Source organism: Pseudomonas sp. PDM15 (assembly GCF_014851565.1).
Taxonomy (GTDB): Bacteria; Pseudomonadota; Gammaproteobacteria; order Pseudomonadales; family Pseudomonadaceae; genus Aquipseudomonas.
Window position 1 is genome coordinate 100,339 of record NZ_JACVAA010000003.1, and the last position, 20,317, is coordinate 120,655.

Consider the following 20,317-nt stretch of genomic DNA (forward strand, 5'->3'; position numbering starts at 1 on the left):
ATGGGTCACTTGTTGTTGGAAATGCACGACGTGCATCTGGCGTACCGTTTACGCAAATCGTTTTTTCAAAGTGATTACCACCCGGTTATCAACGGCGTCAGCTTGCAGATTCATCAGGGCCAGCGCCTGGGCATCATGGGTCACAATGGGGCTGGTAAATCGACTCTGCTGAGATTGATGGCGGGTATCTATGCGCCGGATCGTGGCCGGGTGAGCAACTTCGGTGCGCGCATATCCTTGCTATCACTCCAGGCCGGCTTCGACCCGCGACTGAATGGCTGGGACAATGCCCTTCTCAGTGGTGTCCTGATGGGTATGAGTCGCAAAGAAGTCAGGCTTCGGCTCAAGGGAATCCACGAATTCTGCGAGCTCGGCGAGCAGATGAATGATGTGCTCGGCACCTATTCGTCTGGCATGCGGGCTCGACTTGGTTTTGCAGTCGCATTAGCCATGGAAGTTGACCTTCTGCTGATCGATGAAGTGCTATCGGTCGGGGATCAGGATTTTCAGGAGAAGTCGGAAAAGGCTGTGCGGCATGCCGTCGAGCAAGGTTGTGCCATGGTTCTAGTGTCCCATTCGCCGGCCAAGCTCAAGAAATGGACAGATACCGTCCTTGTCTTTGAGAAGGGCATGATCCGCTCTTCCACCTCGGAAAAGGCCCTGTCTGCACCATGATTAGCTACGCACAAAACTTCGAGGACGTAATTCTTGAGCGCTTGTTCAAGAGCAGGAAGACTGGCTTTTATGTCGACATAGGTGCGTGTCATCCGATTTATGACTCGGTTACCCATCACTTCTATCTGAAGGGCTGGAGCGGTATCAACGTCGAGCCACAGCCAAAGCTGTTCACTGAGCTTCAAGCCGCTCGTGAGCGAGATATCAATCTTCAGTGCTGCGTCGGGGCGCAGGCCGACACCCGAACGTTCTACATCACAAAGGATATAGGCACTTCGACGCTCAACCAGGTAATTGCGGAGCACTACCGCGAGGAAAGGAGCATTGATCAGGAACTGACCGTCGAGTTGGTTACTCTGAACCAAATTTGGTCCGAGCATGTGGGAAATCGACAAGTCGATTTCATGAAGATCGATGTTGAGGGTTGCGAGGGGGACGTGCTTTTCGGAGCGGATTTTTCCGTAGTAGCTCCATCCGTTCTGGTTATAGAGGCCACCGTTCCGAACTCCCAAGAGCTCAGCCACGAGCAATGGGAGGAGCTTGTCCTAGATCACTATCAGCTCATCTATTTCGATGGCCTGAACCGATTCTATGCCCGCAAGGGCTCGCAGTTCGGCACAAGCATCGAAATTATTCCGCCGAACGTCTTTGATCATTTCAAACCATATTCCCTTGAGCTGCTCGAACAGGCCAATGAGAGTCTTACCCTCGACAACGAGATGCAGAGACAACAGATTCAGACCCTCATCACGCAGCTGTCACAAAAGGACGCGGCCTTGAACGATGCTGCTCATGCATATGAAAACCTATTGAGGGCATACGAACAGAAGGAGAGAGACCTTCAGAACGCGTTCGCTGCTTTTCAAGCGAGAGAAGAAGAGTTGCGAAATACGCAGAAGAAGCTCAATGCTATCGAGATTGTTCCGCCGAACGATTTCAAACCATATCCCCATGAGCTGCTCGAACAGGCCAACGAGAGCCTTACCCTCGACAACAAGGCGTTGAAGCAACAGATTCAGACTATCCTGACGCAGGTATCGCACAAGGACGCGGCTTTGGACGATGCTGGCCACGCATATGAGAACCTGTTGAAGGCGTACGAACAGAAGGAGAGAGACCTCCAGAACACGCTCGTTGCTCTTCAAGCGAAAGAGGAAGAGCTGCGAAGCAGGTAGAAAGAATGCAGCGCTGCGGGTGCCGCTCGACTTCTACCCCCCTTAGTGCGGGCACTTTCGAGTATGCTTGCAGAGGGCTTAAGGATTGCTCGTTTTCTAGATGTGAATCAACGGTGGGTTGTTCTAGAAATAGCGTTCGGCGAGCCTGATCGCGCAAATCGAGCACAAGGATGACATCCAGTGGTTTCTGCCAGAGATTAACGAGACTCTCGATGGACAAGCCAGTGGCTCGGAGCTCCATGAGGTCTTGGGGCCGGTGCAACTGAAACCAGTAGATATCTGTCATCGCTTCAACGGGCAATTTATGAGTCAACCCTTCGACCATGACGTTTGTATTTTTACCGTCGTCTCCAACAACTATCTGCATTTTGCCAACACCCTCTTCGAAAGTCTGAGAGAGCACTGCCCCGACGCTGATCTTTTCTTGGGGCTATGCGATAGGAGGGTGGCAGATACCTGCTGCCCAGTTGCCGAGATCATCGATATTACCGATCTGGATATTCCAGAGCTGGGCACCTTCATCTATCAGTATTCGATCCTGGAGCTGAACACCGCGATCAAGCCCTATGTTGTCGAATTGCTGATGAACCGTGGATACAAGAAGGTCATCTATTTCGACCCCGATATCCTCATTTGTAGCACTCTGGACCCCATGCTTGGATTGCTGGGCGAACACAATGTGCTGCTGACCCCGCACCTCACCGATTTGCTGGATGACGGCCGGTGGCCAACTGAACTCAGTATTCTTCAGGCAGGCTCATACAATCTCGGCTACATCGCACTGCGTACCTGCGACGAGACTCGCAAGCTGGTGAGGTGGTGGCAAGGTAAGCTTTACAAGGAATGTGTGGTAGACCTGCCGCGAAACCTGTTTGTCGACCAGAAATGGATGGATTTCGTGCCGTCGATGTTCTCTGGGGTGTATATCAACCGAGACACCAGCTGGAATATCGCATACTGGAATCTCAGCCAACGAAACCTGGGGCTGGCCAGTGACGGAAACTTCGAGGTCGATGACAAGCCGCTGGTATTCTTCCATTTCTCGGGTTTTTCCATCGAGGCAAATACTCTCAGCAAGCACCAGAATCGCTTCGACAAGGGTTCTCGCGGGACACCCCTGCGCGAATTGTGCACTCGCTATGAGGAGGGGCTGGCGCGCAACGGTTTGCAGCGTTTCAAGAGTATACCTTACGCCTTCAGCCATTTTGCAGATGGTACCCAGGTTCCTGACAGTGCACGTCGCCTGATTCGCACCAGTGATGCCTTTAGCGGAGTCGACTTTTTCGATGAAGAACAGTGTCCCCTTATTCACGAAGAACTCAATCGCCTCGTGCATTCCAAGAAGGGCGGCATCAGCCTGACGGCCTTGTCGCTGGCGCTGTGGGATTCCCGTGCCGATTTGCGTGACGCCTTCCCTGCCGTGGAGAGCGTCGACAGCATCAGATTCGCAGAATGGCTCCTAGATACCGCACCCCGCGAAGCAGGCTTCAGCGAGCGCTATCTGGCACCGGTTCGCGAGCAGCTGGAGCGAGCCCGCAACGCAGAGGCGGCGCAGCCCAAGACCCTCGGTGACACACTGAAGAGCAAGCTATTCCGGATAGTCTGGCAGCAGCGTCGCCGTGTCCCGCTGAAGATGCGCATCGCGCTGGCCCCATATGCCGGATGGGCGCTGAAGCATGCCTATCCACGCCTCCAGCAGCTGCCGCCCGAGCGTAGCAATGAGACTGGGATCAACCTCATCGGCTATCTCCACGCAGAAAGCGGTGTCGGGGAGGCGGCACGTGCGTCCTTGCGTGCATTGCGCCATTCGGGCCTGCCGTTCTCGCTGGTGGACTACCGACTCGGCAATGTCTCTCGCATGGGGGAGACGGTGCATGGCCTTGGTGGCACGCTTCGCTATCCGATCAATCTCGTTCATGTGAACGCGGACCAGAGCAAGATCGCCAGAGACCATCTGGGAAGCGAACTCTTCCATGACCGCTACACCATCGGCTACTGGTACTGGGAGCTGCCGGTCTTTCCGGCGTTTTTGCATTTCGCCTATGACCAGGTAGACGAGATCTGGGTCTCGACCGAATACAATCGGGTTGCCATTTCCCGATATACGTGCAAGCCGGTGACCCTGATTCCACCCGCAATCGAGGTGGTCATCGAGAAGCCTCTGAGCCGCAGGGAGCTTCACCTAGACGAGCGCGCGTTTCTGTTCCTGCATATGTCGGACACGCTCAGCATGCCCGAGCGCAAGAACCCGATCGGCGTAATCAAGGCGTTCCAGAGTGCCTTCCGCGACAAGCCTGAAGCCAACGTCAGACTGGTCATCAAGCTATCCAATCTCGAGCGGCAACCGGCATTGGCGGCAGAGGTCTATACCGCCATGGAACTGGATACCCGCATCCAGTTGATCGGCGACTATCTGGACCGCAACACGCTGAACAACCTGATCAACGCTTGCGATTGTTACGTCAGCCTGCATCGCGCCGAAGGCTTTGGCCTGCCGATCGCGGAAGCCATGTATCTGGGCAAGCCGGTCATTGCCACGCACTGGTCCGGCAATGCCGACTTCATGAACGATGGGAATTCTCTGCCGGTGCGCTACAAGCTGGTGGAGCTCGAGCAGGACATTGGTCCCTATCAGAAGGGGCAGATCTGGGCTGAGCCAGATATCGAGGACGCGGCCGAAAAGATGCTCCGTATCCTCCAAAATAGAGCGCTATCACTTCAGTTGGGGCGAGCAGCGTTCGAGACTATCCGAAACGATTTCAGCCCGAGTCGCAGCGCCCAGCTAATCAATGCGCGTGCGGCCGATATCAATCTCGCGATCAACTGAACCTATGAGTACCGATTTGCTGTCTTTTGAGGTCCACAGCATAGAACGTTCCGCGCTGCCGATAGAGGTGGAAGGTTTTAGCCTCGATGCGCCTAAAGCAAATACCACGAATGCAGGACACAGCCTGCCTATTGCAGGCTGGGCTGTTGGCCGCGCTCCCTATCTGGTGCCTTCCATCGAGATCATGAATGGGGAAACTCTTCTCAAGCGCATCCCTGTTCACGTCCCCAGGCCGGACGTGGCTGCACATCTTCAGAAAGAAGAGTCTGCCGGAAGCAAGTTTGGATTTCACAGCTTTATCGGCACCTTAGGCCTTCTTAAAACCACGCGCTTGGAGATCGTTCTCAACTTATATGACCCGCGCGATCAGAGCCGCAGAAAAGAAAAGGTGGCGGTCATTCATGGGCGAGCGCGCAACAATATCCTGACGGACAGTAAGTACCAGCCGCTCATGCTCACTGCCATCGGCCGTAGTGGCACGACACTGGTCATGCAGATACTTAGTGAGCATCGCCAAGTCCTGACCGCTAATTTCTACCCCTACGAGGTGAAGCAGTCCGCCTATTGGATGCACCTGCTGAAAGTCCTTAATGATCCCGCTGACTTCGATAATTCTTCGCATCCGGACAAGTTCGAAAGCAATCTCGGCCTGATCGGGCATAATCCGTACAACCATCAGGAGTCCATGCGTCAATTTCAGACTCCTGAGCGCTTTCGGGACTACTACGACAATCGGCTCCCGCGATCACTTATCGATTTTTCCGTTAGGCGGACGGATGAGTTCTATGAGCTCATCGCGGCCAGTGAAAAAAAACATGATGCCGTTTACTTTGCCGAGAAGTTTTTGCCGACACACCTGCAGTCGATTTTCAACGATGTTTACAGATCGCCACGGGAAATCATCCTCACCAGAGACTTCCGCGACATGATCTGCTCAGCGCTGTCATTCAACGAGAAGCGCAACCGTCAGTCTTTTGGACGAGAGCGTGCAACCGATGATTTTGATTGGGTGCACCGGGTCTTCAGTACAGGGGCCAGGAGGGTTGTAGAGGCTTGGAATGACAGGAAGAGTTCTGTCTTGCATGTCAGATACGAGGATGTCGTTCTGGATCCCGTGGGCCAGATGCAGAGGATTTTTAACTATCTCGAGATTGATGGCTCTGATCGTTTGATGAAGGCCATCCAGCAGAAAGTATTGAGCTCGTCTGCGAGCGAGCATCACAAAACCTCGGAAAGCTCGGAGCGATCCATCGGGCGATGGCGAGTCGACATGCCGGAGGACTTGCTGGAGTACTGCAACACAAAACTGGCGAATGAGCTCAAGGCGTTCGGGTACGAGTAAGGCTTAGCTCGAGCGGAGACCGAACTTCAGTCAACACCCAGGTGATTGAGCTGACTGCCTACTTCGCAGTTCCCAGGCGTTGTTCGAATAGTTCGAGAGCTCCTACGTACAGCTCAAGGTCAGCCGGCACCAGTTGCTCAATGAGCGATCTCAGATCAGGCGTCACCCTCACCGCTTCTATAGGGCGGTAGTTGCCTTCGCATTCGATCAAGTCGGACAGGACCATCTTGCGGCTTATCGAGCGAGGCACAGGGATGCCGAGGCAAGCGAAGATTAGCCCGACCGATTCCTCGTACCGTTCCATGACACCAAAGGCTGCCAAGCCGGAAAGTCGTTCGAGGGCCTCCCTCCCAGCACCAGACATGTCGCGCGCAGGTCTCCGCTCGGCAATGGTTGGCCATGCCTCCATGGGTAGCGAATCAACCAGTGTGCGGGTCATTCCATCCCTGATGTAGGGATGGTTCATCACGAGGGGATGCTGGAAAAAATCTGCAGCGCCGAGGTCGGATGCGAGCCTTGCAAGTGTCCACTCATTGCGTTCGACCACATCCGGGCGATGTGCTTTCAGAAAGTTGTATAGCGAGATGAGGCGCGACACGGGCTCGCGCAGGAAGGTCACTATCTGTTTTTCACCTGGTATGAGCTGGCAGGAAACCAGATCGTAATGGCCGGAGAAAAGGCGATAGTGGGCGAGCATTCCTGCCGGATGATTCTTGAGGCCATTGAATCTCTCCGGGCAGACCCTGCCTTCGGCATACAGGTTGGCTAAAAGATCATGGAAAGTCGTTCCCCCGGTCTTCGGGCTATGCACGAAAACCAGGCGAGGGGCGCTCAGATCCTCCCATCTCGGAAATGGAATACCTGACGTATCGGCTGCCGTGTGCGGATATAGGGCAGTGAACTCTGCGGATTCCAGCAGAGCCTTCCTGAACACGGAAAGGCTTTCATGTTGACGGTGATGCTCGATGACGCTCTCGCTCTCGGGTTGGCGCCCGAGAATCATCGAATATCCAGCAATCACATCTTCACGCGAAATCACCCGGTCAGGCCTCTCACTCAACACGCCTCAATATATTCGTTATGGGGTCTGCCTCGGTCCAGGCGGCGAGGCTCAAGACTCGTTTGCAGTATCACAGTTATACTCGCCGCGCATGAATGACGGCGCACGCAGTTTTCTGTGTCGAGTCGCGCCGGATCCGAGTTTATCCATGCTCCGTCGACCTATGAGGTGCAACGGTAGCTTACCCATTCTAGAAAGCGTTGGAGCCGTATGCAGGCAGTTGGGGAGGGGAGAGGGCCTCTAGTGGAGGTGGCTACATCGAAAACCTTCCATGGTTCACGGCGCCGGGATCTGGCGATCTGCTTGCTGCTTGGGCTCGCCTTTTTCCTGATCTACAACGCCAATCTGAGATCCATCGGTGGTGGCGATACCTATCCAGCGCGTTACCTTCCGCTTTCAATCTGGAAGCACCACAGTCTGACGCTTGACCCCATCGCACCGCTGGTCGCACAAGGCCGACCGGTTCCCACCGGGCAGGGCCAGTCGAGCGCCGCATTCTGGGTGATCAAGAGCCCTGAAGGCAGCATCGTCTCGCTCTATCCCGTCGTGACTCCCGTAGTGATTGCGCCACTATACCTGCCGGCGGTGGCCTGTCTCGACGTCAAGGGCTGGGACCCACAGCGAGTTGATCATGTCGCGCGGATCATGGAGAAGTTCTGTGCCTCGCTCTTGGCAACGCTCTCGGCGATGCTGCTTTACCTGCTGTTGCGTCGGCGTGGCCCGCCGGCTGTCGCGGCGCTGCTCACCGTCGCATATGCGTTGGGCACCACGACATGGGTTATCAGCAGTCAGGCCTTGTGGTTGCACGGGCTCGGCGGACTGCTGGTTGTCGCGCTGCTTTACCTGCTTACCGGGCCTTGCACGCTGCTTCGTGCGCTTTGGGCTGGCCTCTTCTGCGCGCTACTAGCCTGTAATCGACAGCCAGACGCAATCCTCGCGGCCGGCTTCGCGCTCTATGCAATCCGCTGGGCGGGGAGCCGTTTCCCGCTATTTCTTGTTTCGGCCTTAGTGCCGGTCGGGCTCTTACTGGCCTACAACCTCTTCGTGGTGGGGCACATCTTCGGTGGCTATGGTTTGATGCCGACGCTGGACAGCAGAGTCGCGCAGTTCGGTGACGACGCACTCTTCGGCGCCGGTGTGATGCTGTTCAGCCCGGTCTACGGCCTTTTCGTCTTCTCGCCATTCCTGCTGTTCGTGCCGCTCTTCCTGGCTTCGCTGCTGCGCGACCGGAATTCGCGCAGCTTCATTCTGGTGATTGGCGGCGCTCTACTGTTGCAGGTGCTCTTCTATGGCGCGACGCATTGGGTGCAGGGCCAGAGTTGGGGGCCTCGCTATCTCACCGAGTCGCTGCCGATCCTGGTATGGATGCTGGTGCCAGTCTTCGAGCGCTTACGCATAGCGGGCCGAGCGATGTTCATCTTTGCATGCATTGTCTCCGTGGCTATCCAGGCGATAGGGGCCTTCTGCTATACGGGCCAGGCCCTTGGGGCTGCGGTGGCTGCCAAGGGGGCGGTGGTGAACCGCGATACATGGAAGCAACTGGTCTGGGATATCGACAACCTGCCTTTTGTCGCTGAGCTGAGGCACGGGCGAGCCGCCCCTGATTTCGGCATGCTGCGGGGGAGTATCGATCTTGCCGAGGTGCGCGACGAGGGAGACGGCAGGCGTATGGTTGTCGCCGGATGGTCGCTCATGGATGGCCGCACGCCCTCGGATGTCACGCTGATGGTGAATGGCCGCGTGGTCGCTGGCACTGATAGCTTCTTCGAGCGCTCTGACGTTGTGCGTGCGCTCGGTGAGCCTGCCCCCAGCGGTTGGCAGATGACATTTGCCGTAGATGCTCTGGCACCCGGAAAACATGTGGTGACAGCGCTCGTGCGCGCCAATCCCGGCGGCCAGCATCGCCTGTTGGGAGCTCGCGAATTCATCATCGAGAACATCGATGCGAATCTCGCGGGAGCAGCACGACGTGCGGCTGCGATTCTCGTCGAGCGCCAGGATCGCGCCGGCTTCTGGCTCAGCGAGTACTCCAAGACAACACGGTTCGTGCCGCAAGGGCAGGAGCTGAATCTATTTACTAACGCCGCCCTGATCGAGGCCATGGAGCCGGTGGCGCAGCAGAGCGGTTTCACCGGTCCGCTGGAGCGGGCGCGCCAGTTCCTCATGAATCAGATCGAGGACGATGGCCTCGTGCGCTATCACGGTCGCCCGGACCTGCCGACGATGGGTGTGATGGGCTGCGTTATCACCCCAGACTCCGACGATACGGCGCTCGCATGGCGAATCGCTCCGAGTGCCCGCCCGGAATTGCTGGCGCAGGCACTGTCCACGCTCAAGCAGTACCGCTCGCCGGACGGTCTCTATCAGACCTGGCTGGCGCCAAGGGCGCATTTCAGGTGCATCGACCCGGGCAAGGATCCGAACCCGCCCGATATTGGCATCCAATTGCACGTCTATCTGCTGTTGGTGCAGGAGGACCCGCCCGCAGCCCGTGCGCTGTGCACCGCACTGCAGAAGCGCTCAGCCGATGAATCGTTGTGGGTTTACTATCGCCTTGCGCCACCAGTCGTCCTGCTGCGTCTGAATCGGGTGAGCAAGGCGGGTTGCCCGCTGCAGCTGCCGGCGGCGCGGTTGCAGACCGCAGTCGCGGGCCAGGGTATCTGGATCGAGCTTCTGAACCATCTTGCGCACTTCGAGACAGGGGGTGAGCCTGCCGCAGGCCAGCTTGAAGCCGTAGAACTCTTACTGAACAGGCTTGCCACCAACAACTTCTCTGCGCTGAAGGGTGAGCCTCCGCTGCTCTACCACAACGATCTGAGCGCCTCCGTGAGCCGGTACTATTGGTCCGAGTCGTTTGGCTATGCGCTCTGGCTCAGACTCTATTACGAGAGCGAGCGTGCACGATCTGCGGCTAAAGCGGTGGGCGGCGCCGCGCATGACTCCGAGAAGGACCGCGTCGGGCTATGAGCAATATCGCCACCACCAATCTTCGCTTTCAGTCGGTGCGGCAGTTGTTGCGGTTACTGTCCGCCATTCGCCTCGACGAAGTCTTGGTGTTGCAAGGTACTCCGCTGATAGGCGCGATCCTGGCACTCGATAGCCTGACTGTCGCCGACTGCATCAGGGCTGTCGTGTTCGGTTTGGGGAGCCTGTGCCTGGTGGGGCACGTGTTCGTAATAAACGATTGGGCCGGTATCGATGGCGACCTCAGGGACCCGCACCGCGCTACCCGAACATTCGCCGCGCAGGGCGTGAGCCGCAGCGCCGTCGGACTCCTTGCTGCGGCGCTGCTGGGCGTGACGCTGCTGTTGTTCGCGCTGCTGGGGGCGGCCTCGTTTGCCTTGGCGTTGGCCATCCTGGGGCTGAGCGCGCTCTATTCCGCGCCTATGATTCATATGAAGGGGCGCCCGGTTCTGAGCTCCGGTCTCCATCTCGTGGGGGGCACGCTGCATTTCCTGCTCGGTTACGCGACCTTTTCCACAATCGATGCAGGCAGCATCGTCACCGGTTGCTTCTTCGGGTTGATCTTCGCTGCCGGCCATCTCATGCACGAGACCCGTGGCTACGAAGGCGACCGGCTCAATGGCATCCGTACCAACGCGGTCGCTTTCGGTCGGATGAGCAGCTTCGTCGTGGGTATGATCTTGTTTACTGTGGCCTATGGGCTGCTGATCGCTCTTGCTGTGTCCGGCCAGCTGCCGCGCCTGCTCGTGTTTGCCGTCGTGCTCTATCCGGTGCATCTGTATGCGTCCTGGCGAGCCGTGCGCGCCGGCCTCAGTGTCGACAGCCTTCTCACCTACCAGAAATGCTATAGAGTGCTCTACGCCCTCATCGGCGCCATGCTGGTCGGGTCGGTTCTATTTGATTGGGTGAGTTAGCCTTTCGGCCTTTGGGCCCGTTGTGATTTCACTTTCATGTTCTTCTACATCACCCCATGAGCACATGCAGCGCACTCCCCCCAAGCTTGTCGTAGTGACTCCGGTCTTCGAAGACGCAGAGGCTTCTGCCCGCCTATTCGAAGAGCTGTCTGCGGCTTTCGGCCAGCAGGTATATGTGGTGGCAGTGGACGACGGTTCGGTGCGACAGCCGGTCGACCTTGCGAAGCTGGATGCTGCCGGACTTTGCGGTACGGTCATTCGGCTGCGTCGTAATGTCGGCCACCAGCGCGCCATCGCGCTCGGCATCAGTTATGTGGCGGAGCACATGGGCACCGCGCATGTCGTGGTCATGGATTCTGACGGAGAGGATCTGCCCGCATCTATTCCGGAGCTGCTCAATGCACTGGACTCGCCCGATGTGGATCTGGTCGTCGCCCAGCGCAAGGCCCGCGTCGAGACGCTGCGTTTCAAGGCTTTCTATTTCTTCTACAAGTGGCTGTTCAAGGTGCTGACCGGGCGCCAGATCAGCTTTGGCAATTTCATGGCACTCAAGCCGGCGGCCGTGAAGCGGCTCGCTGCCATGCAGGAGCTCTGGATCCACGTCGCCAGCTGCGTGCTGGGTTCACGCCTGCGGATTCGTACCTGTGCACTAAATCGCGGCCCGCGCTATGCCGGCCAGAGCAAGATGGATTTCGTGGGGCTCGTGTTGCACGGCTTTCGCGGTGTGATGGTCTTTGCCGAAGACGTGCTGGTGCGCGTCGGAATCGCCTCGGCGCTGATCGCCATGCTGGCATTGGTCGCAGGTCTGGCGACCGTCGTTCTCAAGGTGTCGGGATTCGCGACCCCGGGCTGGTTCTCGGTAGCGCTTGGCATCCTGGCGCTGATGTTCCTCCAGACAGGCTCCCTGGCGCTGATCAGCCTCATGCTCACCGGGGTCAGCAAGTCCGGGGCGCTTGCGCATATTACCTATGCACAGTTTATCGAATGCATCGAACACAGTGCCTTATCGCAGGCACGCAAAGACGGCGACCAATGAGCACAGAGTCACGTTCCGCCGAGGTTGGTCGTTTCGTCATAAACGGCCTGTTCGCCACCACAGTTCATTACGCCGTCTTTAGCTTCAATCTGCGGGTGCTTGAGATGCCTTCGGCAGGCCTGGCCAATTTCTTGGCTGCGTGGTTCGGCATTGCAGCGTCCTTCATCGGCAGCCGCTATTTCGTTTTTCGCTGCGTGGGTGGGCCATTGGGGCAGCAGTCCGTGCGCTTTCTCACATCCTACGCTGCGATTGCTTGCCTGCACGGGCTTTTGCTCTATGCCTGGACCGATCAACTGCATCTGGACTACACCGTCGGCCTTATCATCCCTGCGATGATGCAGGCCGTGCTGAGCTACCTCGGTAATAGACTATTGGTTTTCAAGGCAGCATGAAGAACGCACGATTCCTCGCCGCTTCCCTGGTTTTTCTGTCGCTCACTTGCCTGATCTACTGGATCCATGCCGCCTTCTTCAGGGTCGATGTGGTTTTCTACAGCGCACTCTTCGATGGTGTGCTTGCAGTTGTGATCGCCGGTCTCGCCATCTGGCGTTTGCATGTATTCGCCATCTTCGGCTCCTTCGAGAAGCTGCAGATGGTGCTCATCTGGCTGCTGACAGCCTATGGGCTAGCCATCTCGGTACCTACCGTGCTCGATCGGTCATTATCGTTCTACGTTCTCGAGAAGCTGCAGCAGCGCGGAGGTGGTATTCAGCAGAGCCGCTTCGCCGAAGTCTTCACGCAGGAGTATCTCAAGGAGCATCGGTTGGTCGACGTACGTCTAACCGAGCAGCTTCAGTCGGGCACGATCCGCATCGAGAACGGTTGTGTTCATCTGACGCCCATAGGTGACAGGCTGGCGAGTTTCAGCCGCTTCTTCCGTGCCCATCTGTTATCCAAGCAGAGACTCCTGCTCGACAGCTATGGCGACGATCTTGTCGATCCATTCCGGCACAGCAACACCGCTGTCGACTACCTGTGTCGGTGAGCCGAGCTGGGCGAATGATTGGTCAAGTCCGAAACCCGACGGGCTTGTCTCCTGTATGAGCGCAGGCTCTGAGGTAGTGGCTGGCAGTCGCCGGTCTTGTTGGGGCGGAACCAGCTGGAGCTTGGCGCAATGAACTGCAAGTAGGCGGCGCCGGCGGGATGTCTGCTGCCGAATCCGCTAGTCCAGCCAATTCACATCCGGAAACGTCGCGCGAAACTCTTCCGGCATCTGCACCACCTTGTTCTGCTGGTAGTCGAAGAACACGAAGCCGGACTTGGCCAGGGCGATCAGGGTGTCGTCCGCGGGGCGGGTGATGCGGAAGATGATGTCGCCGCCGTAGCGGTTGAAGTCCATCACGCCGACCTCGAACAGCAACTGGTCACGGGCGTGCGATTCGGCGCGGTACATGGTGGCCAGGTCGGTGACGATGATGCCGTGCTGCTGGTCTGCCTCGCGGATGCCGAAGTCGAACAGGAAGCGCGCACGGGCCTCCGAGATCATCGAGATCATGGCGTCGTTGCCCAGGTGGTTGCTGGCATTGATGTCGGTACTGCGTACCGTCATGTGGGTGCTGTAGCAGAACTGCTGCTGGGAGAAATTGAGCTGGAGACGGGCCATGACTGCTGCCTGGTCGGAAATGGGGGCGACAGTCTAACCTCGGCGCTGCGGAACGAAATCATTGCCGTCATGAATGAGGGGAGCCCATGGCGTTGAACATGACCCTGCAGGCCGGCCTGTGGGGCTGGCTGGCGGCCAGCAGCCTGTTGTTGGGCGTGGCGATCGGTTTGCTGTGCAAGCTGTCGCGCAAGGTGGTTGCGTCGATCATGGCCTATGGCAGCGGCGTGCTGATCGCCGCTATCTGCTTCGAACAGTTGCCCGATGCGCTGCGCCTGGGCGGGCATCTGGCGACCCTGGGTGGAATGTTCTGTGGAGGCGTGGTGTTCGTCCTTGCCAGCCGCTGGCTTGAGCGTCTGCAGGGTAGCGGGAAGGGCGCGCTGGTGGGGCTGCTGATCGCCGCTGGCGCCTTTCTCGATGGCATTCCCGAATCGCTGGGCCTCGGTCTGGGCCTGCTTGACGGCGGTCAGGTCAGCCTGGTGATGCTGGCGGCGATCTTTCTTTCCAACCTGCCGGAAGGCCTGGCCAGCGCCGCCAGCCTGCGCGACGAGGGGCGCAGCCGGGCCTGGGTGTTCGGCCTGTGGGGCGCGATCGTGCTGCTCTCGGGCCTGGCGGCCATGGCCGGGCCGGGGTTGTTCGCCGGCTTGCCGGATACCTGGCTGGCCTTCGTTCTCGGCTTCTCTGCCGGCGCCGTGCTGTGCATGCTGGTGGACAGCATGATTCCCGAGGCTTTCGCCGAGACCCACGCGTTGACCGGTTTGATCACCCTGAGCGGGTTCATGACCGCGCTGGCGCTGGACAAGGTGATCTGACCGCGGTGGGCGGCTTCCGCTACAATGCCGCGGTTTTCGATTCCTGCGAGCCCGCCATGTCCTGCCAGACCCCGATCATCGTTGCCCTCGACTTCCCCTCCCGTGACGCCGCCATGGCCCTGGCCGAGCGGCTGGACCCGCAGCTGTGCCGGGTCAAGGTCGGCAAGGAGCTGTTCACCCGCAGCGGCCCTGCGGTGGTCGAGGCCCTGCAGGCCAAGGGTTTCGAGGTGTTCCTCGACCTGAAATTCCACGACATCCCCAACACCACGGCGATGGCGGTCAAGGCCGCGGCCGAGATGGGCGTATGGATGGTCAACGTGCACTGCTCCGGCGGCCTGCGCATGATGGCAGCCTGCCGCGAGGAGCTGGACAAGCTGGCCGGCGCCAAGCCGCTGCTGATCGGCGTGACCGTGCTGACCAGCATGGAGCAATCGGACCTGGCCGGCATCGGCCTGGACGTGGCCCCCCAGGAGCAGGTGCTGCGCCTGGCCGCCTTGGCCGCCGAGGCGCGCCTGGATGGCCTGGTGTGCTCCGCCCAGGAAGCCCCGGCGCTGAAGATCGCCCAGCCGTCCCTGCAGCTGGTCACTCCGGGTATTCGTCCGGCCGGCAGCGCTGCCGACGACCAGAAGCGCATCCTCACTCCGGCCAAGGCCATGGCTGCCGGCTCCGACTTCTTGGTAATCGGTCGACCGATCAGCCAGGCCGCCAATCCTGGTAAGGCCCTGGCGGACATCGTCGCCGAGCTGGGCTGACCCGCTTTGCATCCAGAGGAGTGATAGAAGGTATGAGCCCTTCATCATTCCTTTGGATGATCCTGCACATCGCCCCCTGATAGTGCTGCTCGCCGTCGTCGGCGCTGGCTAGACTGCGCTCACTTCAACTCCTGCGAGGATGTAGAAATGAGTATGACCTTCTCCGGCAAAGTAGCCCTGGTGACTGGCGGTGCCGCCGGCATCGGCCGCGCCACCGCCCAGGCCTTCGCGGCCGAGGGCCTGCAGGTGGTGGTGTCCGACGTCGACGTGAGCGGCGGCGAAGGCACCGTGCAGCTGATTCGCGATGCCGGCGGCGAAGCGGTGTTCGTGCGTTGCGACGTGACCCGCGATGCCGAGGTCAAGGCGCTGATGGAGCAGGTGATCGCCAGTTTCGGTCGCCTCGACTACGCCTTCAACAACGCCGGCATCGAGATCGAGAAGGGCAAGCTGGCCGACGGCGACGAGGCCGAGTTCGACGCCATCATGGGCGTCAACGTCAAGGGCGTGTGGCTGTGCATGAAGCACCAGCTGCCGCTGCTGCTGGCCCAGGGTGGCGGCGCCATCGTCAACACTGCCTCGGTCGCTGGCCTCGGCGCCGCGCCGAAGATGAGCATCTACGCCGCCTCCAAGCACGCGGTGATCGGCCTGACCAAGTCCGCCGCCGTCGAGTACGGCAAGAAGAAGATTCGCGTCAACGCGGTGTGCCCGGCGGTGATCGACACCGACATGTGGCGCCGTGCTGCCGAATCCGACCCGAAGAAGGCCGAGTTCGTCGCCGGCATGCACCCGGTCGGGCGCATCGGCAAGGTCGAGGAGATCGCCGCGGCGGTGCTTTACCTGTGCAGTGATGCGGCTGCCTTCACCACCGGCCACTCACTGGCCGTGGATGGCGGGGCTACCGCGATCTGATGAGAAAGGGCGCCGCGAGGCGCCCTTTTTGCATTCTGTAACGACATCCCCGGCCTTTGGCTTAAAAAGCCAGTTACAAGGCCTGCCGGCTCGTCAAGAATCGCAGGGCTAGTTCGTTCTGGAGAACAATAACAATGACAGCAAGTGCCTTGACCACCACCTTCCTCCCCATTGCCCTGGGCATCATAATGCTCGGCCTGGGGTTGTCGCTGACCCTGGCGGACTTCGCCCGGGTGGTGAAATTCCCCAAACCCGTGCTGATCGGCCTCGGCTGCCAGCTGCTCCTGTTGCCGCTGGTGTGCTTCCTGATCGCCAAGGGTTTTGGCCTGGCGCCGGCCCTGGCTGTCGGTCTGATGCTGCTGGCCGCCTCCCCCGGCGGCACCTCGGCCAACCTCTACAGCCACCTGGCCCACGGTGACGTGGCGCTGAACGTGACGCTGACTGCGGTGAACTCGGTGGTGGCCATTCTGACCATGCCCTTCATCGTCAACCTGTCGCTGGCCTACTTCATGGAAGGCGACCAGGCCATTCCATTGCAGTTCGCCAAGGTGGTGCAGGTGTTCGCCATCGTCCTCGGCCCAGTGGCCATCGGCATGGTCATCCGCAAGCTGGCGCCGGGCTTCGCCAACGCCATGGAGAAGCCGGTGAAGATCATCTCCGCGCTGTTCCTGCTGCTGGTGATCGTGCTGGCCTTCGTCAAGGATTGGCAGACGGTGGTGGACTACGCCCCGGTGGTGGGCATGGCCGCACTGCTGTTCAACCTGATCAGCCTGGCCGTCGGTTATGGCGTGCCGCGCCTGATGAAGCTGCCGCGTCGGCAGGCAGTGGCCATCGGCATGGAGATCGGCATCCACAACGGCACCCTGGCCATCGCCCTGGCGCTGAGCCCGATGCTGCTGAACAACGCGACCATGGCGGTGCCGGCGGCGATCTACAGCTTCATCATGTTCTTCACCGCCGCCGCCTTCGGCTGGTGGGTCAACTTCGCCCACGGCAAGGAGCTGGCGGCCGAGGAAGTCCAGGCGGCCTGAGCCTGTGAGGTTGTAACAACGCCGCGCGATTGCGCGGCGTTGTCGTTTCTGTAGGAGCGAGCTCTGCTCGCGAAGCGCTTGGGGACCCAATTCGCGAGCAGAGCTCGCTCCTACGTTACAGCTCTGTGGCGCACGGGGCAGACACTACTTCTTCCAGTTGAGGATCAGCAGGGTGACGGCGCCGCCGACCAGGCCCCAGAAGGCCGAGCCGATACCCAGCAGGCTCATGCCCGAAGCGGTGATCATGAAGGTGATCAGCGCGGCGTCGCGCTCGGCCGGGGCGTTCATCGCCTGGGCCAGGCCATTGCCGATGGAGCCGAGCAGGGCCAGCGCGGCGATGGACAGGATCAGGGCACTGGGCAGGGTGGTGAACAGCGCGGCCAGGGTGGCGGCGAAGATCCCGGCGATGCCGCAGAACACCCCGTTCCACAGCGCTGCCGTGTAGCGCTTGCGCTTGTCCTCGTGGGCTTCGGCACCGGTGCAGATGGCCGCGCTGATGGCGGCCAGGTTGATGCCGTGGGAGCCGAACGGCGCCAGCAGCAGCGAGGCGATGCCGGTGGTGGCGATCAGCGGCGAGGGCGGCACGTCATAGCCGTCGGCACGCAGCACGGCCAGGCCGGGGATGTTCTGCGAGGCCATGGCCACCACGAACAGCGGCAGGCCGATGCTGATGGCTGCGCCCAGGGAGAAGCTTGGCGTGGTCCACACCGGCACCGCCACTTCCAGCTTGAGGTGGCTGAAATCCAGCATGCCCAGCGCCGCGGCCATCACGGCGCCGACCAGCAGCGCGGCGAGCACTGCATAGCGGGGCGCCAGGCGCTTGCCGAGCAGGAAGGTGAAGAACATCGCCAGCACCAGCGCGGTGCTGGTCTGCGTGGCGACGAAGATCTCGCTGCCGATGCGGAACAGAATGCCGGCCAGCAAGGCCGCTGCCAGCGAGCCGGGCAGGTAGCGCATGACTCGTTCGAAGGCGCCGGACAGGCCGACCAGGCTGAGCAGCAGGGCGCATACCACAAAGGCGCCGACCGCCTCCGGATAGCTCACGCCGGGCATGCTGGTGATCAGCAGGGCGGCACCCGGCGTCGACCAAGCCACCACGACGGGCGTGCGATAGCGCAGCGACAGGGCGATGGTGCAGATGGCCATGCCGATCGACAGCGCCCACAACCAGGAGGAAATCTGCGCGGCGCTGAGCCCGGCGGCCTGGCCGGCCTGGAACATCAGCACCAGCGAGCTGGTGTAGCCGGTGAGGGCCGAGACGAAGCCGGCCACCACGGCCGAGGGCGCGGAGTCGGCGAGGGGGCGCAGACGACGCGAGGTATCCATGGCTTCCGTGACGTTGCTCATCAGAAGGTTCCCTTGACGTCGATCAGGATAGGGTAGAGCGAGGCCACCAGCAGCAGGGCCATGCCGATGTTGAAGGCGCGCAGCACGCGCGGCTTGTCCAGCCAACGGCGCAGCAGGCTGCCGGCGACCGTCCACAGGCCCACGCTGGGGCAATTGACCAGGGCGAACAGCGCGGCGATCAGCAGCACGTTGAGCAGGAAGCCGTCCTGCGGGGTGTAGGTGGTGATGGCGCCGATGGCCATGATCCAGGCTTTGGGGTTCACACACTGGAAGGCGGCGGCCTGGAGGAAGGTGAACGGCTTGCCGGCGGCCTTGCCGCTCGCATCCGGCGCGCTGGAACCGGCGATCTTCCAGGCCAGGTACAGCAGGTAAGCAGCGCCGGCGTAGCGCAGCGCGGCGTACAGCGGCGGAAACTGTTCGAACAGTTGGCCGAGACCCAGGCCCACGGCCGCCACCAGCACCATGAAGCCAAGGCTGATGCCGAGCATGTGCGGCACGCTGCGGCGCACGCCGAAATTCACCCCCGAGGCGAGCAGCATCATGTTGTTGGGGCCGGGTGTCACCGAGGTGACGAAGGCGAAGAGGACGAAGGCGATCAGCAGTTCCGGGGTCATGGCGGTTCTCCGTGGATGCTGGCAGCCTATGCGCAGCCCACCCGGGCGTCGCGATACAGCGGCACCGACAATCGCCGGTACAGTTTTGAATGGCTGTTCGGGCGAAGGAGACTGTTCCATTACTAAGGAAATTGCCATGGACCCGAACAATCCCTATGCGGCGCCGCAGGTGGCGCTGGTCGATGCCCAAGCGCCACAGCAGCTTTCGGGCTGGAGCCCCGGCCAGCTGCGGGTACTCGGTTGGCTCAACCTGGTCTATCTGGTTGCCACCCTGGTGGTGGTCGGCCTGGCCTTCGTCGAGAGCCTGGTGACGCTGGGGGACTGGCTGAGCGTGGCGGCGACCCTGCTCGGCGCCTACCTGGTGTTGCGCCTCAAGGCCTTCCTGGTGGCGCGCTTCGCTGCGCGCGGTCTGGACTGGCCGGTGTGGCTGAGCGTGGTGCTCAGTGTGGCGCTGGAGCTGGCGCAGCTGTACTGGGGTGACCCCGCGCTGGCGGAGTTCGGCGTGCCCTCGTTCATCTACTTCGGCGGCCTGGCAGTGCTCGGCCTGGTCATCCTGTGGCTGGGTATCGTGCTGCTCAAGGTGGAGAACGCTTATCCCTCGTTGCGCACTCTGGCCTGGCTCAACGTGGCCAGCGGTGTGCTGGTGGCCTCGGTGATTCTGCTGGTGATCGGCATATTGCCGATGCTGGCAGCCATGGTCGTTTCGGCGCTGGTGTTCTTCCAGGGCGCCAAGGAGCTCGAAGGCAGCCAGGCGGCCTGATCAGTCCTCGCCGCCCGCCTGGCGAGCCTTGCCCAGGGCCTGGTTGATCGCCAGCCAGGCCTGCACGGCCGGCTCGCCGGCTTCCTTGAATACCTTCGCCAGCAGCCGCGACTGCTCGTGGCGCAGCGCCTGCTCCAGCTTGGCGCCCTCGACGGTAAGGCCGAGCTGGCGTTTGCGCTTGTCGTCGCTTGCGGCCACGCTCTCCACCATCGACATTTCCTGCAGCTGCCGCAGCGGCGTGTTCAGCGCCTGCTTGGTCACGCCCAGGTAGCCGAGCAGCTCTTTCACGCTCAGGCCGGGGTGGCGGGCGATGAAGAACAGGATGCGGTGGTGCACGCGGGACAGGCCGCGGCGCGCGAGCATCTCGTCGGGCTTGGCGGTGAAGGCCTGGTAGCCGAAGAAGAAGGCTTCCATGGCGGCTTGCTGGGAACTCGGCTTTTTCAGGTCAAGCATATTGACGTATCCGTCCTGGCCGTCGTAGTTTCGGTCAAACAGTTTG

Annotated in this window: 19 protein-coding genes; 14 read left to right on the plus strand and 5 right to left on the minus strand. The window is 60.4% G+C overall.

The genetic code is table 11. The annotated features are described in order from the left end of the window. From IB232_RS08440 to IB232_RS08455, 4 genes are all read left to right on the plus strand, one after another. Nucleotides 1-675, plus strand: coding sequence for an ABC transporter ATP-binding protein (locus IB232_RS08440; RefSeq protein WP_192398071.1), 675 nt, complete (start codon nucleotides 1-3; stop codon nucleotides 673-675). Beyond that, entirely contained in the window at nucleotides 672-1,850 is a 1,179-nt protein-coding gene (locus IB232_RS08445) for an FkbM family methyltransferase (protein ID WP_192398072.1), read from the plus strand. Before IB232_RS08440 ends, IB232_RS08445 begins: the two co-directional genes overlap by 4 nt. Before the next feature lie 304 nt (nucleotides 1,851-2,154). Next, entirely contained in the window at nucleotides 2,155-4,677 is a 2,523-nt protein-coding gene (locus IB232_RS08450) for a glycosyltransferase family 4 protein (protein WP_192398073.1), read from the plus strand. 4 nt (nucleotides 4,678-4,681) lie between these two features. Continuing rightward, complete coding sequence (locus tag IB232_RS08455) at nucleotides 4,682-6,019, plus strand: sulfotransferase (protein WP_192398074.1); 1,338 nt, start codon at nucleotides 4,682-4,684, stop codon at nucleotides 6,017-6,019. A gap of 58 nt (nucleotides 6,020-6,077) precedes the next feature. On the opposite strand, the gene IB232_RS08460 is transcribed toward IB232_RS08455, so the two are convergent. Then, nucleotides 6,078-7,058, minus strand: a complete 981-nt coding sequence (locus IB232_RS08460; protein WP_192398075.1) for a sulfotransferase family 2 domain-containing protein — start codon at nucleotides 7,056-7,058, stop codon at nucleotides 6,078-6,080. 324 nt (nucleotides 7,059-7,382) lie between these two features. Here IB232_RS08460 and IB232_RS08465 point away from each other — a divergent pair, with 324 nt between their 5' ends. The 5 genes from IB232_RS08465 to IB232_RS08485 all read left to right on the plus strand — a co-directional run bounded on the left by IB232_RS08465 (nucleotide 7,383) and on the right by IB232_RS08485 (nucleotide 12,978). After that, a complete protein-coding gene (locus IB232_RS08465) occupies nucleotides 7,383-10,046 on the plus strand; it encodes a hypothetical protein (RefSeq protein WP_192398076.1) in 2,664 nt (887 codons plus the stop codon). Further along, nucleotides 10,043-10,957, plus strand: coding sequence for a UbiA family prenyltransferase (locus IB232_RS08470; RefSeq protein ID WP_192398077.1), 915 nt, complete (start codon nucleotides 10,043-10,045; stop codon nucleotides 10,955-10,957). Before IB232_RS08465 ends, IB232_RS08470 begins: the two co-directional genes overlap by 4 nt. Nucleotides 10,958-11,021: 64 nt before the next feature. Further along, on the plus strand, nucleotides 11,022-11,993 hold the full coding sequence (locus IB232_RS08475) for a glycosyltransferase (RefSeq protein ID WP_192398078.1): 972 nt from the start codon (nucleotides 11,022-11,024) through the stop codon (nucleotides 11,991-11,993). Beyond that, nucleotides 11,990-12,385, plus strand: coding sequence for a GtrA family protein (locus tag IB232_RS08480; protein WP_192398079.1), 396 nt, complete (start codon nucleotides 11,990-11,992; stop codon nucleotides 12,383-12,385). Before IB232_RS08475 ends, IB232_RS08480 begins: the two co-directional genes overlap by 4 nt. Beyond that, on the plus strand, nucleotides 12,382-12,978 hold the full coding sequence (locus IB232_RS08485) for a hypothetical protein (protein WP_192398080.1): 597 nt from the start codon (nucleotides 12,382-12,384) through the stop codon (nucleotides 12,976-12,978). Before IB232_RS08480 ends, IB232_RS08485 begins: the two co-directional genes overlap by 4 nt. 177 nt (nucleotides 12,979-13,155) lie before the next feature. Here the strand turns inward: IB232_RS08485 and IB232_RS08490 are convergent, their stop codons facing one another. Further along, nucleotides 13,156-13,596 carry a thioesterase family protein gene (locus IB232_RS08490; protein ID WP_192398081.1) on the minus strand — a complete coding sequence of 147 codons (441 nt, stop codon included), beginning with the start codon at nucleotides 13,594-13,596 and terminating at the stop codon, nucleotides 13,156-13,158. Between the two features lie 86 nt (nucleotides 13,597-13,682). Here IB232_RS08490 and IB232_RS08495 point away from each other — a divergent pair, with 86 nt between their 5' ends. The 4 genes from IB232_RS08495 to IB232_RS08510 all read left to right on the plus strand — a co-directional run bounded on the left by IB232_RS08495 (nucleotide 13,683) and on the right by IB232_RS08510 (nucleotide 17,097). Continuing rightward, nucleotides 13,683-14,405 carry a ZIP family metal transporter gene (locus IB232_RS08495; RefSeq protein ID WP_192398082.1) on the plus strand — a complete coding sequence of 241 codons (723 nt, stop codon included), beginning with the start codon at nucleotides 13,683-13,685 and terminating at the stop codon, nucleotides 14,403-14,405. A gap of 56 nt (nucleotides 14,406-14,461) precedes the next feature. Then, the gene (gene pyrF, locus IB232_RS08500; protein ID WP_192398083.1) at nucleotides 14,462-15,157 is read left to right on the plus strand and encodes an orotidine-5'-phosphate decarboxylase; all 696 of its coding nucleotides are present in this window, start codon (nucleotides 14,462-14,464) and stop codon (nucleotides 15,155-15,157) included. Nucleotides 15,158-15,304: 147 nt separating this feature from the next. Continuing rightward, entirely contained in the window at nucleotides 15,305-16,066 is a 762-nt protein-coding gene (locus IB232_RS08505) for an SDR family oxidoreductase (RefSeq protein WP_192398084.1), read from the plus strand. 134 nt (nucleotides 16,067-16,200) lie between these two features. Next, nucleotides 16,201-17,097 carry a bile acid:sodium symporter family protein gene (locus tag IB232_RS08510; RefSeq protein WP_192398085.1) on the plus strand — a complete coding sequence of 299 codons (897 nt, stop codon included), beginning with the start codon at nucleotides 16,201-16,203 and terminating at the stop codon, nucleotides 17,095-17,097. Nucleotides 17,098-17,241: 144 nt separating this feature from the next. Here the strand turns inward: IB232_RS08510 and IB232_RS08515 are convergent, their stop codons facing one another. Together IB232_RS08515 and IB232_RS08520 are read right to left on the minus strand one after the other, a co-directional pair. After that, nucleotides 17,242-18,444 carry a benzoate/H(+) symporter BenE family transporter gene (locus IB232_RS08515; protein ID WP_192398086.1) on the minus strand — a complete coding sequence of 401 codons (1,203 nt, stop codon included), beginning with the start codon at nucleotides 18,442-18,444 and terminating at the stop codon, nucleotides 17,242-17,244. Then, nucleotides 18,444-19,058, minus strand: a complete 615-nt coding sequence (locus IB232_RS08520; protein ID WP_192398087.1) for a LysE family translocator — start codon at nucleotides 19,056-19,058, stop codon at nucleotides 18,444-18,446. The genes IB232_RS08515 and IB232_RS08520 overlap by 1 nt, the downstream gene beginning before the upstream one ends. Before the next feature lie 136 nt (nucleotides 19,059-19,194). Here IB232_RS08520 and IB232_RS08525 point away from each other — a divergent pair, with 136 nt between their 5' ends. Then, on the plus strand, nucleotides 19,195-19,818 hold the full coding sequence (locus IB232_RS08525) for a hypothetical protein (protein ID WP_192398088.1): 624 nt from the start codon (nucleotides 19,195-19,197) through the stop codon (nucleotides 19,816-19,818). On the opposite strand, the gene IB232_RS08530 is transcribed toward IB232_RS08525, so the two are convergent. After that, nucleotides 19,819-20,271, minus strand: coding sequence for a MarR family winged helix-turn-helix transcriptional regulator (locus IB232_RS08530; protein WP_137973297.1), 453 nt, complete (start codon nucleotides 20,269-20,271; stop codon nucleotides 19,819-19,821). It lies immediately after the preceding gene. Nucleotides 20,272-20,317 lie beyond the last annotated feature (46 nt).

What these genes read in the sequence shown, in the direction of transcription:
- pyrF (WP_192398083.1), top strand. Translation starts at nt 14,462, where the DNA reads ATGTCCTGCCAGACCCCGATCATCGTTGCCCTCGACTTCCCCTCCCGT.
- IB232_RS08450 (WP_192398073.1), top strand. Translation starts at nt 2,155, where the DNA reads ATGAGTCAACCCTTCGACCATGACGTTTGTATTTTTACCGTCGTCTCC.
- IB232_RS08490 (WP_192398081.1), bottom strand. Translation starts at nt 13,596, where the DNA reads ATGGCCCGTCTCCAGCTCAATTTCTCCCAGCAGCAGTTCTGCTACAGC.
- IB232_RS08475 (WP_192398078.1), top strand. Translation starts at nt 11,022, where the DNA reads ATGCAGCGCACTCCCCCCAAGCTTGTCGTAGTGACTCCGGTCTTCGAA.
- IB232_RS08470 (WP_192398077.1), top strand. Translation starts at nt 10,043, where the DNA reads ATGAGCAATATCGCCACCACCAATCTTCGCTTTCAGTCGGTGCGGCAG.
- IB232_RS08455 (WP_192398074.1), top strand. Translation starts at nt 4,682, where the DNA reads ATGAGTACCGATTTGCTGTCTTTTGAGGTCCACAGCATAGAACGTTCC.
- IB232_RS08495 (WP_192398082.1), top strand. Translation starts at nt 13,683, where the DNA reads ATGGCGTTGAACATGACCCTGCAGGCCGGCCTGTGGGGCTGGCTGGCG.
- IB232_RS08445 (WP_192398072.1), top strand. Translation starts at nt 672, where the DNA reads ATGATTAGCTACGCACAAAACTTCGAGGACGTAATTCTTGAGCGCTTG.
- IB232_RS08525 (WP_192398088.1), top strand. Translation starts at nt 19,195, where the DNA reads ATGGACCCGAACAATCCCTATGCGGCGCCGCAGGTGGCGCTGGTCGAT.
- IB232_RS08505 (WP_192398084.1), top strand. Translation starts at nt 15,305, where the DNA reads ATGAGTATGACCTTCTCCGGCAAAGTAGCCCTGGTGACTGGCGGTGCC.
- IB232_RS08515 (WP_192398086.1), bottom strand. Translation starts at nt 18,444, where the DNA reads ATGAGCAACGTCACGGAAGCCATGGATACCTCGCGTCGTCTGCGCCCC.
- IB232_RS08520 (WP_192398087.1), bottom strand. Translation starts at nt 19,058, where the DNA reads ATGACCCCGGAACTGCTGATCGCCTTCGTCCTCTTCGCCTTCGTCACC.
- IB232_RS08480 (WP_192398079.1), top strand. Translation starts at nt 11,990, where the DNA reads ATGAGCACAGAGTCACGTTCCGCCGAGGTTGGTCGTTTCGTCATAAAC.
- IB232_RS08440 (WP_192398071.1), top strand. Translation starts at nt 1, where the DNA reads ATGGGTCACTTGTTGTTGGAAATGCACGACGTGCATCTGGCGTACCGT.
- IB232_RS08530 (WP_137973297.1), bottom strand. Translation starts at nt 20,271, where the DNA reads ATGCTTGACCTGAAAAAGCCGAGTTCCCAGCAAGCCGCCATGGAAGCC.
- IB232_RS08485 (WP_192398080.1), top strand. Translation starts at nt 12,382, where the DNA reads ATGAAGAACGCACGATTCCTCGCCGCTTCCCTGGTTTTTCTGTCGCTC.
- IB232_RS08510 (WP_192398085.1), top strand. Translation starts at nt 16,201, where the DNA reads ATGACAGCAAGTGCCTTGACCACCACCTTCCTCCCCATTGCCCTGGGC.